This window comes from Nocardia sp. NPDC047038 (assembly GCF_040644075.1).
Lineage (GTDB): Bacteria > Actinomycetota > Actinomycetes > Mycobacteriales > Mycobacteriaceae > Nocardia > Nocardia sichangensis.
This window is the reverse complement of record NZ_JBEYVQ010000003.1, coordinates 680,370-694,549: the sequence shown is the minus strand read 5'-3', so window position 1 is coordinate 694,549 and position 14,180 is coordinate 680,370. Positions and strand designations below refer to the sequence as shown.

At 69.5% G+C, this 14,180-nt stretch carries 14 protein-coding genes and 1 tRNA gene; 8 read left to right on the top strand and 7 right to left on the bottom strand.

The genetic code is table 11. The features are described 5' to 3' along the window. Nucleotides 1-159 precede the first annotated feature (159 nt). Nucleotides 160-807 (bottom strand): TetR/AcrR family transcriptional regulator, encoded by a 648-nt coding sequence (locus ABZ824_RS16440; RefSeq protein ID WP_159843027.1) that lies wholly within the window; start codon nt 805-807, stop codon nt 160-162. Nucleotides 808-989: 182 nt separating this feature from the next. Next, nucleotides 990-1,604, bottom strand: coding sequence for a TetR/AcrR family transcriptional regulator (locus ABZ824_RS16435; protein WP_355074504.1), 615 nt, complete (start codon nt 1,602-1,604; stop codon nt 990-992). Nucleotides 1,605-2,072: 468 nt separating this feature from the next. Between ABZ824_RS16435 and ABZ824_RS16430 the strand changes: the two genes are divergently transcribed. The 6 genes from ABZ824_RS16430 (at nt 2,073) to ABZ824_RS16405 (ending at nt 6,721) form a co-directional block, all read left to right on the top strand. After that, nucleotides 2,073-2,143 (top strand) — tRNA-Gln (locus ABZ824_RS16430). Between the two features lie 90 nt (nt 2,144-2,233). Beyond that, a complete protein-coding gene (gene glmU, locus ABZ824_RS16425) occupies nt 2,234-3,724 on the top strand; it encodes a bifunctional UDP-N-acetylglucosamine diphosphorylase/glucosamine-1-phosphate N-acetyltransferase GlmU (protein ID WP_355074505.1) in 1,491 nt (496 codons plus the stop codon). Next, the gene (locus tag ABZ824_RS16420) at nt 3,721-4,701 is read left to right on the top strand and encodes a ribose-phosphate diphosphokinase (RefSeq protein WP_356963876.1); all 981 of its coding nucleotides are present in this window, start codon (nt 3,721-3,723) and stop codon (nt 4,699-4,701) included. Before glmU ends, ABZ824_RS16420 begins: the two co-directional genes overlap by 4 nt. A 94-nt stretch (nt 4,702-4,795) precedes the next feature. Next, a complete protein-coding gene (locus tag ABZ824_RS16415) occupies nt 4,796-5,053 on the top strand; it encodes a hypothetical protein (RefSeq protein ID WP_355074508.1) in 258 nt (85 codons plus the stop codon). A 100-nt stretch (nt 5,054-5,153) separates the two neighbouring features. Continuing rightward, entirely contained in the window at nt 5,154-6,023 is an 870-nt protein-coding gene (locus ABZ824_RS16410; protein ID WP_356963875.1) for a hypothetical protein, read from the top strand. A gap of 50 nt (nt 6,024-6,073) precedes the next feature. Beyond that, on the top strand, nt 6,074-6,721 hold the full coding sequence (locus tag ABZ824_RS16405) for a DUF2461 domain-containing protein (RefSeq protein WP_356963874.1): 648 nt from the start codon (nt 6,074-6,076) through the stop codon (nt 6,719-6,721). A gap of 21 nt (nt 6,722-6,742) precedes the next feature. On the opposite strand, the gene egtD is transcribed toward ABZ824_RS16405, so the two are convergent. From egtD to egtA, 4 genes are all read right to left on the bottom strand, one after another. Beyond that, nucleotides 6,743-7,714 carry an L-histidine N(alpha)-methyltransferase gene (egtD, locus tag ABZ824_RS16400; protein ID WP_356963873.1) on the bottom strand — a complete coding sequence of 324 codons (972 nt, stop codon included), beginning with the start codon at nt 7,712-7,714 and terminating at the stop codon, nt 6,743-6,745. A 17-nt stretch (nt 7,715-7,731) separates the two neighbouring features. Continuing rightward, entirely contained in the window at nt 7,732-8,541 is an 810-nt protein-coding gene (gene egtC, locus ABZ824_RS16395; RefSeq protein WP_355074515.1) for an ergothioneine biosynthesis protein EgtC, read from the bottom strand. 87 nt (nt 8,542-8,628) lie between these two features. Continuing rightward, nucleotides 8,629-9,975, bottom strand: a complete 1,347-nt coding sequence (gene egtB / locus ABZ824_RS16390) for an ergothioneine biosynthesis protein EgtB (RefSeq protein ID WP_356963872.1) — start codon at nt 9,973-9,975, stop codon at nt 8,629-8,631. A gap of 94 nt (nt 9,976-10,069) precedes the next feature. Next, complete coding sequence (gene egtA, locus ABZ824_RS16385; protein ID WP_356963871.1) at nt 10,070-11,410, bottom strand: ergothioneine biosynthesis glutamate--cysteine ligase EgtA; 1,341 nt, start codon at nt 11,408-11,410, stop codon at nt 10,070-10,072. Nucleotides 11,411-11,586: 176 nt separating this feature from the next. On the opposite strand from egtA, the gene ABZ824_RS16380 reads away from it, so the two are divergent. Beyond that, a complete protein-coding gene (locus ABZ824_RS16380) occupies nt 11,587-12,777 on the top strand; it encodes an aminotransferase class V-fold PLP-dependent enzyme (protein ID WP_356963870.1) in 1,191 nt (396 codons plus the stop codon). Nucleotides 12,778-12,794: 17 nt separating this feature from the next. On the opposite strand, the gene ABZ824_RS16375 is transcribed toward ABZ824_RS16380, so the two are convergent. Next, nucleotides 12,795-13,355 (bottom strand): TetR/AcrR family transcriptional regulator, encoded by a 561-nt coding sequence (locus ABZ824_RS16375; protein ID WP_356963869.1) that lies wholly within the window; start codon nt 13,353-13,355, stop codon nt 12,795-12,797. A gap of 105 nt (nt 13,356-13,460) precedes the next feature. Between ABZ824_RS16375 and ABZ824_RS16370 the strand changes: the two genes are divergently transcribed. Further along, on the top strand, nt 13,461-14,132 hold the full coding sequence (locus ABZ824_RS16370) for a lysophospholipid acyltransferase family protein (protein ID WP_356963901.1): 672 nt from the start codon (nt 13,461-13,463) through the stop codon (nt 14,130-14,132). The last annotated feature ends 48 nt before the right edge of the window (nt 14,133-14,180 follow it).

Genomic DNA, 14,180 nt, shown 5'->3' with positions numbered 1-14,180 from the left:
CCCCGTCTTTCGAGCGAAGCGAGACCGAGCATGTGCCGTTCGCGGCCCGGCTCGCGTGTGCGCGGCCGCCGCGTACGCGACGAAGGAGCAAGCGGCGGCCGCGCACACGCGAGCCATAAGAGGGCCGCGAACACGCAGCGCCGCAGGCGCTGCCAAAAGTTACGGCACGTAGCGCCGCAAACGTCTTGCCGCGAATTCCCTGAAGTACGAGAGCTTCTCGGCCGGGACGATGGCCGGGAGCAGGAAGTACCAGGCGCGCTCCATCCGGACCGCCATCTGGTCGATGGATTCGGTGCCGACGGCGATGATGTGCACGCCCGCGGCCATCTCCTGCCACAGCAGGCCGATGACCTCGGCGTCCAGGTCGGCGATCAGGTCGCCTTGGGCGATGGCCCGTTCGGCGAGCAGCCGGTAGGTGTCGCCCCAGTTCTTGGCGATGTTGTCGCCTTGAGCGCCGCGGTAGTCGCCGATCTGGTGGGTCAGCTTCAGCATGGCGCCGACCATCGGGTCGTTCATCGATAGATCGGCGACGACGTAGGTGATGCCGATGCACGCCTCCAGCGCGGGCACTCGCGGATCGAAGAAGCCCTGACACGAGCTCGTCAACCGCTCGTTGCCCTGGTCGACCACCGCGCGCGCCAGCTCCTCCTTGGAGCCGAAGTGAAAATACAAGGCGCCCTTGGTCACATTGGACTGCGCGATGATCTCGCTCAGGCTCGCATTCGCATATCCCAAGCGCAGAAAGACATCGGCAGCGCCTGCCAGGACGGAGTCGCGGGTGATCTCCGCGCGCGCTTGCCTAGCCATCAGATCCGCCTGTCATCCCAAAAACCAGCCATCCTGAAGTAGACCGACATCCCGAAGTTGACCGACTTACCGCCCGAACAGCACCCAAAGGATGGGTGAACCGTACCACCAGGCGCGCGTCCAGCAGCCAATTCGAGCATTCGGCGAGAGCCGTCGCGCAATTTGCTGGTTAACAATCCGGGTCACTCACCGGCGCCCGCGCGCCATTCCGAACTCAGTTGTGGATCGGCTTCCAGATGACTCAGCCCGTTCCAGCACAGGTTCACCAAGTGGGCCGCCACAACCTCTTTCGAGGGTTTGCGCTCGTCCAGCCACCAGGTGGCGGCGGTAGCGACCTGACCGACGAGCGCCTGCGCGTAGAGGGTGGACAGACTGGTGTCGAACCCGCGCCGCGCGAAATCTCCGGCCAGAATGTGCGCCACCTGATTGGTCGCTTCGTTGAGCAAACTGGAGTACCTGCCCTCGGCGGCGGCGGCGGGCTGATCTCGCACCAGAATTCGAAACCCGTCGGTCCGTTCTTCGATATAGGTCAGCAGCGCCAGCGCGACCTGTTCGAGCCGGATGCGCGACCGGTTCTGGGTGAGCGAGGAGGTGATCATGTCCAGCAGCATCGACATCTCCCGGTCCACGACGACCGCGTACAGCCCCTCTTTGCCGCCGAAGTGTTCGTACACCACGGGTTTGGAGACCTGGGCGCGTTGCGCGATCTCCTCGATGGAGGTCGCGTCGTAACCGCGTTCGGCGAACAGCGCGCGTCCGATCTCGATCAGCTGCTGACGCCGCTGGGTGCCGGTCATCCGTGGCCGGGACACTCGATGCGACTCACTCGAAGACACCCCTGCTCCTCCGCCCTTCCCGCGTTGTTGCCGGTCGTGAGTGCCTCGACGGTTCCCGCCGAGCCGACGAGCGCATGCCGGGACGGGACCGCGGGCGAGCCCGGCGATCCGCCCTCGTGCGTGCCTGGCCAGCCGTCACATCGGAGCTCCGACGCACGACATCGACATTCGGATACCACTGTCCCAGACCGGTCGGCAGTCCGCTTCTCCGGGGCGAGGGGACGCGGGGGCTCTCCGCTGTAGTCGGCGATCGAGCGGTCCTCCGCCCGGGCGCTGCCCGGCCGGAGGACAGGAGCGCTCCCGCGCTGGTCCGGCCCGAATACCAGATGCCGCGCGGGGAACAATTCGCGGGGAGGCGGGCGAGTATGCGAGGATTCATCCCGTGCCATGGCACAGCGGCGGGGGTTTCGCCAACCGCCGGTGTGGCAATCCGCCGTGGTGTAATGGCAGCACATCTGATTTTGGTTCAGAGAGTTCAGGTTCGAGTCCTGGCGGCGGAGCTCGAGAGCACGATGACTTATCGTTGGCCCGCACATCGCTGACCAAGCACGACGACGCCCAGCACGAGGACAGGCAGCCGAGGGAGATCCATGCCACAGCAGACCGCCGTCGTCGTTCTCGCAGCCGGTGCCGGGACACGAATGCGGTCGAAGACCCCCAAGGTCCTGCATTCGCTGGCCGGTCGGAGCATGCTCGCGCACGCGCTGCATGCGGCGAACGAGATCGACCCCGCGTACCTCATCACCGTGGTGGGGCACGATCGCGAACAAGTCGGCGCCGCGGTGGCCGCGGTGGCCGACGATCTCGGCCGGGAGATCACCCCGGCGATCCAGGAAGAGCAACTCGGCACGGGCCACGCGGTGCAGTGCGCGCTTGCCGCCCTGCCGGTCGGCTTCACCGGCGACGTGCTGGTCACCTCCGCCGACGTGCCGTTGCTGGACGGACACACCCTGGCCGCGCTGCTCGATGAGCACCGCAGCTACGCCGAACGCCCCGCGGTCACCGTGCTGACGTTCGTGCCGCCGGACCCGAATGGTTACGGCCGCATCGTCCGCGACGCCGAAGGCCAGCTCGCCGAGATCGTCGAACACGCCGACGCCACCCCGGAACAGGCCGCGATCACCGAGGTCAATTCCGGCGTGTACGCGTTCGACGCCGCGGTGCTGCGCACCATGATCAGCCGCCTGTCCACCGCCAACGCCCAGCACGAGCTGTACCTGACCGACGTGCTGCGCCTGGCCAGGGAGGCCGGACACCCGGTGCACGGCGCACGCCTGGTCGACGCGGCCAAGGTCACCGGCGTCAACGACCGCGTGCAGCTGGCCTCGGCGGCGCGCACGCTCAACCGCTACATCCTGGAACGCCACATGCGCGCGGGCGTCACGATCATGGATCCCGCCTCGACCTGGGTGGACGCCAGCGTGCGCATCAGCAGGGACGCCGTGATCCTGCCCGGTGTGCAACTGCTCGGCAACACCGTCGTCGGCGAGGACGCCGAGGTCGGCCCGGACAGCACGCTCACCGACGTGGTCGTCGGCGACGGGGCGAAGGTGATCCGCACCCACGGCGAGGGGGCCACCATCGGCCCGAAGGCGACCATCGGCCCGTTCGCCTACCTGCGGCCGGGCACCATCGTGGGCGACACGGGCAAGCTCGGCGCGTTCGTCGAGACCAAGAACGCCTCGATCGGCGCGCATTCGAAGGTCCCGCACCTGACCTACGTCGGCGACGCCACCATCGGCGAGCACAGCAACATCGGTGCGTCGAGCGTCTTCGTCAACTACGACGGCGTGACCAAGCACCACACCGTCGTCGGCTCGCACGTGCGCACCGGCAGCGACACCATGTTCGTCGCGCCGGTGACGGTGGGTGACGGAGCCTATACGGCGGCGGGTACTGTACTGCGCAGAAACGTTCCGCCCGGAGCTCTCGCGGTGTCCGGTGGACCGCAGAAGAACATCGAGGGCTGGGTGCAGCGACACCGTCCAGGGACGGACGCGGCGCGCGCGGCGGCGGAAGCCATCGCGGCCAAGGAGATGTCGGGTCAGGCAATAGAGCAAAAGGATGGCAAACAGCAGTGACCGCGTCATGGATGGACAACCAGAAGAACCTGATGCTCTTCTCGGGACGCGCTCATCCTGAGCTGGCCGAGCAGGTCGCCAAGGAGCTCGACGTCCACGTCACGCCGCAGGTGGCACGGGACTTCGCCAACGGCGAGATCTTCGTCCGGTTCGAGGAGTCGGTGCGCGGCTCCGACGCCTTCGTCCTGCAGAGCTTCCCCGCGCCGCTGAACCAGTGGCTGATGGAGCAGCTCATCATGATCGACGCGCTCAAGCGCGGCTCGGCCAAGCGGATCACCGCGGTGCTGCCCTTCTACCCGTACGCCCGCCAGGACAAGAAGCACCGCGGCCGTGAGCCCATCTCGGCCCGTCTGGTCGCCGACCTGCTGAAGACCGCGGGCGCGAACCGGATCATCACCGTCGACCTGCACACCGACCAGATCCAGGGCTTCTTCGACGGCCCGGTCGACCACATGCACGCGCAGGTGCAGCTGGCGGAGTACGTCCGCACCAACTACAGCCTCGAGCACATCACCGTCGTCTCCCCCGACTCCGGCCGCGTGCGCGTCGCCGAGAAGTGGGCCGACTCGCTGGGCGGCTCGCCGCTGGCGTTCATCCACAAGACCCGCGACCCGCTGGTGCCCAACCAGGTCAAGTCCAACCGCGTGGTCGGCGAGGTCGAGGGCCGCACCTGCATCCTGATCGACGACATGATCGACACCGGCGGCACCATCGCGGGCGCGGTCAAGGTGCTGAAGGACGCGGGCGCCGGTGACGTGGTCATCGCCGCGACCCACGGCGTGCTGAGCGAGCCCGCCGCCGAGCGCCTCGCCAACTGCGGCGCCAAGGAGGTCGTGGTGACCAACACCCTGCCGCTGTCCGAGGAGAAGAAGTTCCCGCAGCTGACCGTGCTGTCCATCGCGCCGCTGCTGGCCCGCACGATCCGCGAGGTCTTCGAAAACGGCTCCGTGACCGGTCTTTTCAACGGAAACGCATAGAGCTCTTACCGCGAGAACGGCGGCTCGGACTACGGTCCGGGCCGCCGTTCTCGTGTCCGCGTTAGCCGCGGCGATCAGTGGGGATACTGAGGGTATGGACCGTGATCCGTTGGAGACCGAGATGGGGGACGACGACCAGGAGGACGAGATCCGCGAGTATCAGCGCAACATCGAGGATCCGCCCGACGAACTGCGCATCCGTTACCACGAGGACGAGGACGACGGCAGGCTCGGCATCGACGACGAGCTGGACCAGGAGTGGACGGCCCGCGACACCCTCGCCGCGGACGAGTCGGACGACCGGTCCGCCGAGGTGGCCGCGATCGAGATCATCGATGACGAGGATCTCTGAACCTGCTCCGTCCCCGACGCGCCTGTAGCAATCGGCTATGACGACGCGCTCACCGTGGTAGGCATAGGTTGCGTGACCGGGACGACACGAGGAGGGTGCGATGAGCACGCCGAAGGATCCGGACCACCCCGACGAGCAGCGGCCGCCGGAGTCACCGTCGTCGAAGCCGACCGGGGAGACCTCCGGTGACGAGCCTGCCCAGCCGTCGACCGGCTCCGCCCCGGCGCAGACGCCCGGTGGACGACCCACCGAGCACGATCCCGCCGCCGCGCTACCGCCGGAGCACGAGCCGGGCCCGGCCGACCAATGGTGGCAGTCGAGCGGCCCGCCGCCCGGGGGAGCGCTGGGTGGCCAGTGGGGCGCCGAGCCCAGCGGCCAGCCCGCCGAACCCCGGCCTTGGGGCGCCAACGGCGGGGGCGAGCAGCAGTCCTGGGGCGCCGAACCCGCCGCGCCGGGGGCTCCCTCGCCGGGTTCCGGGCCACAGCCTCCCGACGAAACGACGCAGCGGTTCACGCCGGACGAGCACACGCAGTACGGTACGGGCGGGCAACCGCCTTATCCGCCGAGCGGGCAGCCCGGTGACTTTCAGCAGCCGTATCCCCCGCAGCAGCCGTATCCGCCGACCGGGCCACCGCAGTACCCGCCAGGCGGTGGGTACGGCTACCCGACGTCCGGGCCGCAACAGCCGCAGTACGGCTACCCGTCCTATCCGCAGCAGGGGTACGAGCCCTACGCCACCCCGCCGAAGCAGCCGACCAGCCAGGTGTACTCGATCATCGGCTTCGTCTGCGCCATAACCGCGGTGCTGTTCTGCCCGATCTTGTTCGGCCCGGCCGGGATAATCCTGGGCATCATCGGGCGCAACAAGGGCGAATCGCTCGGCAAATGGGCAGCGATCGCTGCGGCCGTCGGGATGGTGATCGGCCTCATCGTGGGGTTCGTCGTGTTCGGCGGAGACATCACGACGTAGATTTTCGGTATGCGTCTATCGGGTGACATCAGCGCGGCGGGTGTGCGGGCATGACCGGATTCGCGGGTTTCCCGCTCGCCGGGCTCGACTTCTACGAAGACCTGGAGGCCGACAACTCCAAGGCGTTCTGGACCGCGCACAAGAAGATCTACGACGAGTCGGTGCTCGCGCCCATGAAGGCCCTGGTGGCCGATCTGGAGCCGGATTTCGGGACCGCCAAGATCTTCCGGCCCTACCGCGACGTGCGGTTCGCCAAGGACAAGTCGCCGTACAAGACCGCGCAGGGCGCCGTGGTGCGCGCCGCGGCGGGGGTCGGCTGGTACGTCCAGATCAACGCCGCGGGTCTGTTCGTCGGTGGCGGTTTCTACCAGGGCTCGTCCGAGCAACTCGCGCAGCTGCGGGCCACCATCGATGACGAGGTGCGCGGACCGGAACTGGTGGCGATCCTCGCGAAACTCACCGACGCGGGCTTCACCATCGGCGGCGAGAAGCTGAAGACCCGACCCAAGGGCTACGACGCCGACCACCCGCGCATCGACCTGCTGCGGCACAAGTCGATCACGTGCGGCCGGGAATTCGGCGCGCCCGCCTGGCTGGACACGCCGCGTACGGCGAAGGAAGTCCGCGCCGCCTGGGAGACGATGCGGCCGCTGGTCGAGTGGCTCGGGGCGGTGGTCGGCGGCGCCCCGTCGTGGTGAGCGCCGCCGATCGACACGCGGTCAGCGCCGCCCGGCGAGCAGCAGCGCGAAACGATCGTCCGGATCGGTCCACACGTGTCCGGTGGCGAAGCCCGCGGCGGCGAGTTCGGCTTCGAGGCCCTCGACGCGGAACTTGGCGGAGATCTCGGTGCGCATCTGTTCGCCGCGGCCGAAGCGCACGGTGAGGTCGAGATCGCCGACCGCGACGGTCATGTCCTCGCTCGCCTCCAGCCGCATCTCGATCCACTCCCGTTCGGCGTCCCAGACCGCGACGTGCCGGAATTTCTCCGGCGCGAAGTCGGCGCGCAGGCGAGAGTTCAGCACGTGTAGGACGTTCCGGTTGAACTCGGCGGTGACGCCCGCCGCGTCGTCGTAGGCGGGAACGAGTACCGCCGGGTCGGTGACCAGCCCGGCCCCGAGCAGCAGTTGCTCCCCCGGCTCGAGCAAGTCGTGGATCCTGGCGAGGAACTCCGCCCGTTCCGCGGGGACGAGGTTGCCGATGGTGCCGCCGAGGAATGCGATCATCCGGCGTCCGCCGCGGGGGAGGTTGGCCAGCGTGTCGGTGAAGTCGCTGACCACACCGTGCACGGCGAGCCCAGGGAACTCGACCGCGACCTCGTCGGCGGCCGCCCGCAGCGCTGCCGACGAAACATCTTGCGGTACATACTTCTTCAACGGCCCGCGCGCGCTCAGAGCGGTGAGCAACAGGCGCGTCTTCGCCGCCGATCCGGCGCCGAGTTCGACCAGTACCTCCGCTTGGGCGGCGTCGGCGATCTCGTCGACCACCCGTTCGAGCAGCGCGCGCTCGGTGCGTGTCGGGTAGTACTCGGGCAGCTCGGTGATCCGCTCGAACAGCTCGCTGCCCTTGGCGTCGTAGAACCATTTGGGCGGCAACCATTTCGGGTTCGCGGTCAGGCCCAGCCCGGCGTCCGAGCGGAGCGCGGTGTTCAGGTCGTCTTCGGTCAGGTGGATGTCCAGCGTGACTGCGGTCATGGCACCGGCCTTTCGGGTCAGAGGAGGGGGTCGACGGACAGCGCGCCGGGCCTGGCGCTCACCAGGCTGCGGTCCGGGATCGACTGCCAGCGGGGGTCGTCGTCGAACGGTTCGGAGGACACGAGTGCGAAATCGTCGGTGACCAGCACCGACAACGAGTGGTGGCAGGTGGTCGCCCACAGTTGCGCACCGTCGGAGAGCAGGAGGTTCAGGCGTGCTTCCGGCGCCCGGTCGAGGATCGCGGAGACGAGCAGCCGCAGTGCCGCCGGAGCCGCCGACCACTCGCCGTCCGGTGCGCCGGTCGACAGCAGATCGCACAGCAGCACCCACAGCGTCGCCGCGTCGGTGGCGGATTCGGCCTCCAGCAGCCGCGCCGGAGAGAACAGGTCCTCGGCGCCGAGTCCGGCCGCGACGACCGCGAATTCGGCCGCCACGCCGGTCAGGGTGCGGCGCCAGTCCGGCACCACGCCGTTGTGGCTGAACGCCCAGCGGTCGCGGGTGAACGGCGCGCACGCGGACCGTTCGACCGGCATGCCGACCGTCGCCGAGCGCACCGCCCCGAGCACCGCGGCGGACTCCAGTTGCGGCAGCACCTCGTCCACGGCCGGGTCGGTCCAGATCGGCTCGGCGTTGCGGTAGCGGCTGGCGGTGACCGTGTCGTCCGGCGTGACGCTCCACCAGGCGACGCCGAAACCGTCGGCGTTGATGGTGCCGCCGTGACGCATGTCGCGCGGCGCCCACGCCTGGGTGCGCAGCGAATGGGAGCCGAGGGTCAACATGTCGCCCACCCGCACCGGCGGGCCGACGTAACCCAAGTGTCTACACATCCGCACCCGCCGGGGCCGACGTCGCGAGGCGCGGGCCGCTCGCCGCGGGACCGCGGCCGCACCATCGCCCGGCACGACGGGCGGCGCTCACTCCCCTTCTCCGGGCCGCAGATCCCGCGCCAGGCGGAACCCCGCGAAGATCTGGCGACGGATGGGATGGTCCCAGTTGCGGAAGGTGCCGCGGCAGGCCACCGGATCGGTGCCGAAGGAACCGCCGCGCAGCACACGGTAATCACCGCCGAAGAAGACCTCGGAGTACTCCCGGTACGGGAACGCCCGGAACCCCGGGTACGCCTCGAAACCCGAAGCGGTCCATTCCCACACGTCCCCGATCAACTGGTGCACGCCCGCGGGGGACGCGCCGGCCGGATACGCGCCCACCTCGGCGGGTTCCAGATGCCGCTGCCCGAGGTTCGCGGTGGCGACGTCGGGATCGGCGTCGCCCCAGGGGAATCGGCGCGACGCGCCGGTGGCCGGATCGAACCGGGCCGCCTTCTCCCATTCCGCTTCGGTGGGCAGGCGCTTGCCCGCCCAGTTCGCGTAGGCCTCGGCCTCGAACCAGCACACGTGCACGACCGGCTGTCGCGGCCGCAGGGGGGTCATCACGCCGAACACCCGCCGCCACCAATGCCCGGACGGATCACGCTCCCAGAACTGCGGCGCGACCAGGCCCGCCTCGACGCGATGCGCCCAGCCGCGCTCGGACCAGAGTTCGGGGCGTTCGTAGCCGCCGTCGTCGACGAAGGCCAGGTACTGCTCGTTGGTGACCGGCGCGGCGTCGATCGCGAAACCGGCCACTCGCACCGGATGGGCGGGGCGCTCGTTGTCCAGCGCCCACGGGTCGGTGGAGGTGCCCATGAGGAATTCCCCGGCGGGGATCACGACTTCCGCGCCGACCGCCGCCGTCGCGGCCGGGGCGTCCGCCGCCGAGAGCACGGCGGCGCCGGTGCGCAACTGGTGGGTGGCCAGCATGGTCTCGTCGTGCTGCTGCTCGTGCTGGGCGATCATGCCGAAGGCGAATCCGTCGTCGATCAGCGGACGGCCGCGCAGCTCGCTGCGCTCCAGCACCTCCAACACCTTGTCGCGTACGGTGCCGACATAGTCGCGCGCCTGGGCGGGATCGAGCAGCGGCAGCGTGGGCCGGTTCGCGCGGGCGTGTTTGAAGGCGTCGTAGAGTTCGTCGATGTCGGCGCGCACCGGGTCGCGTCCGCCGACGTCGCGCACGAGCCAGAGTTCTTCCTGATTGCCGATGTGCGCCAGATCCCAGACCAGCGGGCTCATCAGCCGGGAATGCTGGGCCACGAGTTCGGCTTCGTCGACGCAGTCGGTGAGCGTGTGGGTGCGCAGGCGGGCGCGCGTGAGAACGTCGGCGATCCGATCCCTGAGCTGTTCGGTGCCGAAGTTGTCGGTCGAGGCGGGTTGGAAAGTGGTCACGAAAAACATCTCCGGGATTCATGAGGGTCGGCGGCGGCGATTCGGCTGGCGGCGGCCCGGTGGGCCTGCGTGGCGCCAGGGCAGCGCGGCTGGTTCACGTGGCGACTCCCGGAAGCCGCGGGCTCGGGGCGTGCTCGATGTCGTCCTCGGTCGGGGTGCGACCGCGGTGACATCGTTCGGCGGCGGACTCGACGGCGCGGGCCGCCTCGTCGGTCGCGGTGTGCTCGGCCGCGAGACGCAGCAGGGCGACCGCGCCCGCCCGGATGTCCGGATCAGCCAATCCGTAGCGGGCGGCATCGACCCAGCGGCCCGCCAGCGGCGCCGCGATCGAGCTCGCCTCGGCGACCACCGACGGGCTGGACATGAGCGCGTCGAACACGTGCACGGGAATGGTCCACGCGTCACCGGGCTGCGCGTCGATGTAGCGGACCTCCAAGTGGCCGGACGCGCGTACCGGCGGGAACAGCGTGGTGAGGTGATAGTCGAGATCGCCGGTGTCGGGGCGGCGGCCTACCTCGTCGTCCAGCGCGCCGGACAGCCAGTCGGCGAAGGTGGCCCCGGGCGGCGCGGACCATCCGTCGGCGTCGCCGCATTCCGCCGCACCGTCGGGTCGGCGCACGCACAGCAGCGGCACGTCCAGCGCCCATCTGCCGTAGGCGGCCACCGGGTCGGTCCAGTCCAGCACCGGCGGACGGGTGCGCGTGTTGTCCAGCCGCAGCCAGGCCCGCATGCGCTGGGAGGCCCACGCGCCGGGCGGCGCGCCACGCAGGACGGGTGAACAGGCGAAGGCGGCGAGCAGGGCCGGGCCGACCGCATACAGGGCGGTCCACCGCGCGGTGACGTCCACACGGTCGGCGCCCGCGTCGACGCTGACCTGGGCGGCCGCGGTGTTGCACATCATCAGCTTGCCGAACGGCCCGATGCCGCCGAAGGAGCGCTCCATCGCGCGATAGCGCGGCAGCTGAAGCAAGCGTTTGGGACGGCGGTCCGCGTCGGCGGCGACGGAAACGGGGCGGATGGACCGGGATTCGAGAAGTTCCCGCAACAGGCGGGCATCATCGCGCAGTCGATCACACAGCTGCGCGGCAGCTTCGTAGGGAGCGCTGGAGAGTTCGATCTGACCACCGGGTTCGAGAGTGACCCGGCTGCCCCCCGGCAGCGCGAGCGCCGGCGAATCAGGGGCGATGGACCGTGGTGCGTACGGTCCGAGAGCGTCCGCCAAGGCGGACAGCTGGGGGCGCGGAGCGGCCGAAGGTCCGGACGCCGAACACTCACCCTGCACCGTGAGCCATTCGAGTTCGGCGCCGATCAGCGTGGGTGGTCCGAGCTTGAAGCACACCCCGCCGATATAGGCCTCCGCCGCCGCGCGGGAGGACAGTTCTCCCTGCTCGGTGGCACAACCGGCCGACTCAGGACTCTCGAGCGTGACCGCCATGCCAACCTCCAGTGGGCGTCGGGACGTTGTCCGCTGTTCTTCGGTTATCGCCATTCGGCGCGGTGGTATTCCACTCACGGGCCGAAATTCGCGTGCGGCGATCCATCCAGCGTAGCCATGCGGACCGACAAGAAACCGACATGAAGCCGAACAATCCACCCGATAAGGTCGGCTCCATGCTGGATGACGCTCGCGTACGAGCCGACACTCCCGGATGCGTGTCCGGGCCGGAACCCGGACCCGTTTTCCTCGACAGCGCCGGCTCGTCGCTACCGCCGCGAGTCGTCACCGACACCGTTGTCGCGCATCTGCTGCGGGAAGCGGAGATCGGAGGTTATCGCGCCGCGAACGAGCGGCTCGACGATCTCGCCGACGTCAAGACCGCGATCGGGGCGTTGATCAACGCCGAACCCGAGAGCATCGCGCTCAGCGACAGCGCCACCCGATCCTGGGCGGACTTCTTCTACTCGGTCCCGCTCGCGGCGGGCGACCGCATCCTGATCTCCGAGGCGGACTACGCCAGCAATGCCATCGCCGCCTTGCAGCGCGCCCGCGCCACGGGCGCCACGGTGGAGCGGATTCCGAGCGACGGCAGCGGGCAGATCGACCTCGACGCGCTCACCGCGCTGGTCGACGAACGGGTCAAGCTGGTTTCGATCCTGCACGCGCCGACCAACGGCGGGTTGGTGAACCCGGCCGCGGAGGCGACCAGGATCGCGCACTCGGTCGGCGCGCTGGTGCTGCTGGACGCCTGTCAGTCCGCCGGGCAGCTGCCTTTGGACGTGGCCGAGCTCGGCGTCGACGCCTTGTCCGCCACCGGACGCAAGTGGCTGCGCGGCCCGCGCGGCACCGGATTCCTGTATCTGCGGCCGGAGTTGGCGCGCTCCATGGAACCAGGACGGCTCGACCTGCACAGCGCGGAATGGACCGGCCCGCACGACTACCGGCTCGCGCCCGACGCGGGCCGCTTCGAGTTCTGGGAGTGCGACGTCGCGGGCCGCCTCGGCCTGGGCGCCGCCGTGCGATATCTGCTCGAACTGGGCCCGGAGAACGTCTACGCCGCGATCGCGGCCCGCGCCGAGCACCTGCGCAAGGCGCTGCCGGAGATTCCCGGCGTCACCGTGCGCGATCTCGGCATCCGGCACAGCGGCATCGTGTCGTTCACCGTCGACGGCGTCGAGTCCGTCGAGGTGCGCGACCGGCTGCTGGCGCAGGACATCACCGTCACGGTCAGCCACGCGGGCTCGACCCTGCTGGACATGACCGGCCGCGGCCTGGCCTCCGTCGTGCGCGCTTCGCCGCACTGCTTCGTCGGTTTCGACGAGCTCGATCGCTTCGTCGCCGCGGTGGCGCAGCTGCGCGCCTGAGCCGCGCCACGGAACGGTCAGGTCAGGTGCACGGCCAGTGCCCTGGCCACCAGAGCCGCCGCGTCCACTCCGGGGTCGACCAGGCGCAAGCTTCGATTGGCCTGTGCGGTGGCGATGCCGTGCACATTGGTCCACAGGGCGATCGCACGGTGGCGCGGGTCGATCGCGCCCGATTCCGCCGCCGCGCCGACCAGCTCGGCGAACCGCGCGAACAGCGGCAGGCTGACCGACCGCAGATTCTCGCCGGAGCCTTCGAGCAGGTCGTGCCGGAACATCAGGGTGAACATCTCCGGCCGCCGCGCGGCGAATTCGATGTACTCGGCGCTCATCCGGGTGAGACGATCGCGCGCGGCCCCGGCGTCCACCGCGGCGAACCGGTCCGCGAGATCGGCGAAACCGCGCGCCGCGATGGCGGCGAGCAGTGCGCGGTGGGTCGGGAAATACCGCCGCGGCGCACCGTGCGAGACGCCCGCGGCCCGGGTGATGACCCGCAATCCCAGTCCCGCGGCGCCGACCTCTTCGAGCAGGTCGACACCGGCGTCGACCAGTCGATCTCGTAGCGACTCGCTCTCGGCCATGCGGACATTGTCTACGCCTGTCGCCGTGTGACCACACACCGGGTGTAGACAGTGTCTACGAGATCGGGTAGACAATGTCTACGCTCAATGTCCCGGGAGGTTTACGTGTGGTACCCGCTGTTCAAATACGTCCTGCTCGGTCCGCTGCTGCGGCTGCTGGGCAGGCCGACGGTCGAAGGACTGGACAACATTCCGCGAACCGGACCGGTGATCATCGCGGCCAATCATCTCGCGGTGATCGACTCCCTCTACCTCGCACTGGTCGTGCCACGGCGCGTGACGTTCCTGGCGAAGCAGGAGTACTTCACCGGAAAAGGCGTGCGCGGCCGGATCAACCGCTGGTTCTACTCGGTCTCCGGACAGGTGCCGGTCGATCGGACCGGCGGTGACGCGGCCGCCGCGGCGCTGGCCGCCGCCACCCGCATCCTGACGGACGGCGGGGTCTGGGCGATCCATCCCGAAGGCACCCGTTCCCCCGACGGCCGGATCTATCGCGGACGCACCGGCACCTTGCGGGTCGCCATGGCCACCGGCGCGCCGGTCGTTCCGGTGACCCTCTCCGGCACCGATCGGGTGAACCCGCGCGGCAGCCGTCTGCTGCGTTTCGGCAAGGTGCGTATCGCGTTCGGCGCGCCGCGTCGCTATCCGCCCGCCGAGCAGCGCCGGACGGTGCGCGCCGCGACCGACGAGTTGATGCGCGAACTGGCCGCCCGCTCCGGCCGGTGCTACGTCGATCGTTACGCCGCAACCTTTCCGACCGCTGTTTCGCGCCCCTGACCTGCGCCCCTGGAAATGGGGTTAACGCTGGGCCACTATGGCGTGATA

Excerpts from the sequence above, each read along its gene's own strand:
- egtC (WP_355074515.1), bottom strand. The coding sequence starts at position 8,541 with ATGTGTAGACACTTGGGTTACGTCGGCCCGCCGGTGCGGGTGGGCGAC.
- ABZ824_RS16410 (WP_356963875.1), top strand. The coding sequence starts at position 5,154 with ATGAGCACGCCGAAGGATCCGGACCACCCCGACGAGCAGCGGCCGCCG.
- ABZ824_RS16440 (WP_159843027.1), bottom strand. The coding sequence starts at position 807 with ATGGCTAGGCAAGCGCGCGCGGAGATCACCCGCGACTCCGTCCTGGCA.
- egtD (WP_356963873.1), bottom strand. The coding sequence starts at position 7,714 with ATGACCGCAGTCACGCTGGACATCCACCTGACCGAAGACGACCTGAAC.
- ABZ824_RS16405 (WP_356963874.1), top strand. The coding sequence starts at position 6,074 with ATGACCGGATTCGCGGGTTTCCCGCTCGCCGGGCTCGACTTCTACGAA.
- ABZ824_RS16375 (WP_356963869.1), bottom strand. The coding sequence starts at position 13,355 with ATGGCCGAGAGCGAGTCGCTACGAGATCGACTGGTCGACGCCGGTGTC.
- ABZ824_RS16415 (WP_355074508.1), top strand. The coding sequence starts at position 4,796 with ATGGACCGTGATCCGTTGGAGACCGAGATGGGGGACGACGACCAGGAG.
- egtA (WP_356963871.1), bottom strand. The coding sequence starts at position 11,410 with ATGGCGGTCACGCTCGAGAGTCCTGAGTCGGCCGGTTGTGCCACCGAG.
- ABZ824_RS16380 (WP_356963870.1), top strand. The coding sequence starts at position 11,587 with ATGCTGGATGACGCTCGCGTACGAGCCGACACTCCCGGATGCGTGTCC.
- ABZ824_RS16435 (WP_355074504.1), bottom strand. The coding sequence starts at position 1,604 with ATGACCGGCACCCAGCGGCGTCAGCAGCTGATCGAGATCGGACGCGCG.
- glmU (WP_355074505.1), top strand. The coding sequence starts at position 2,234 with ATGCCACAGCAGACCGCCGTCGTCGTTCTCGCAGCCGGTGCCGGGACA.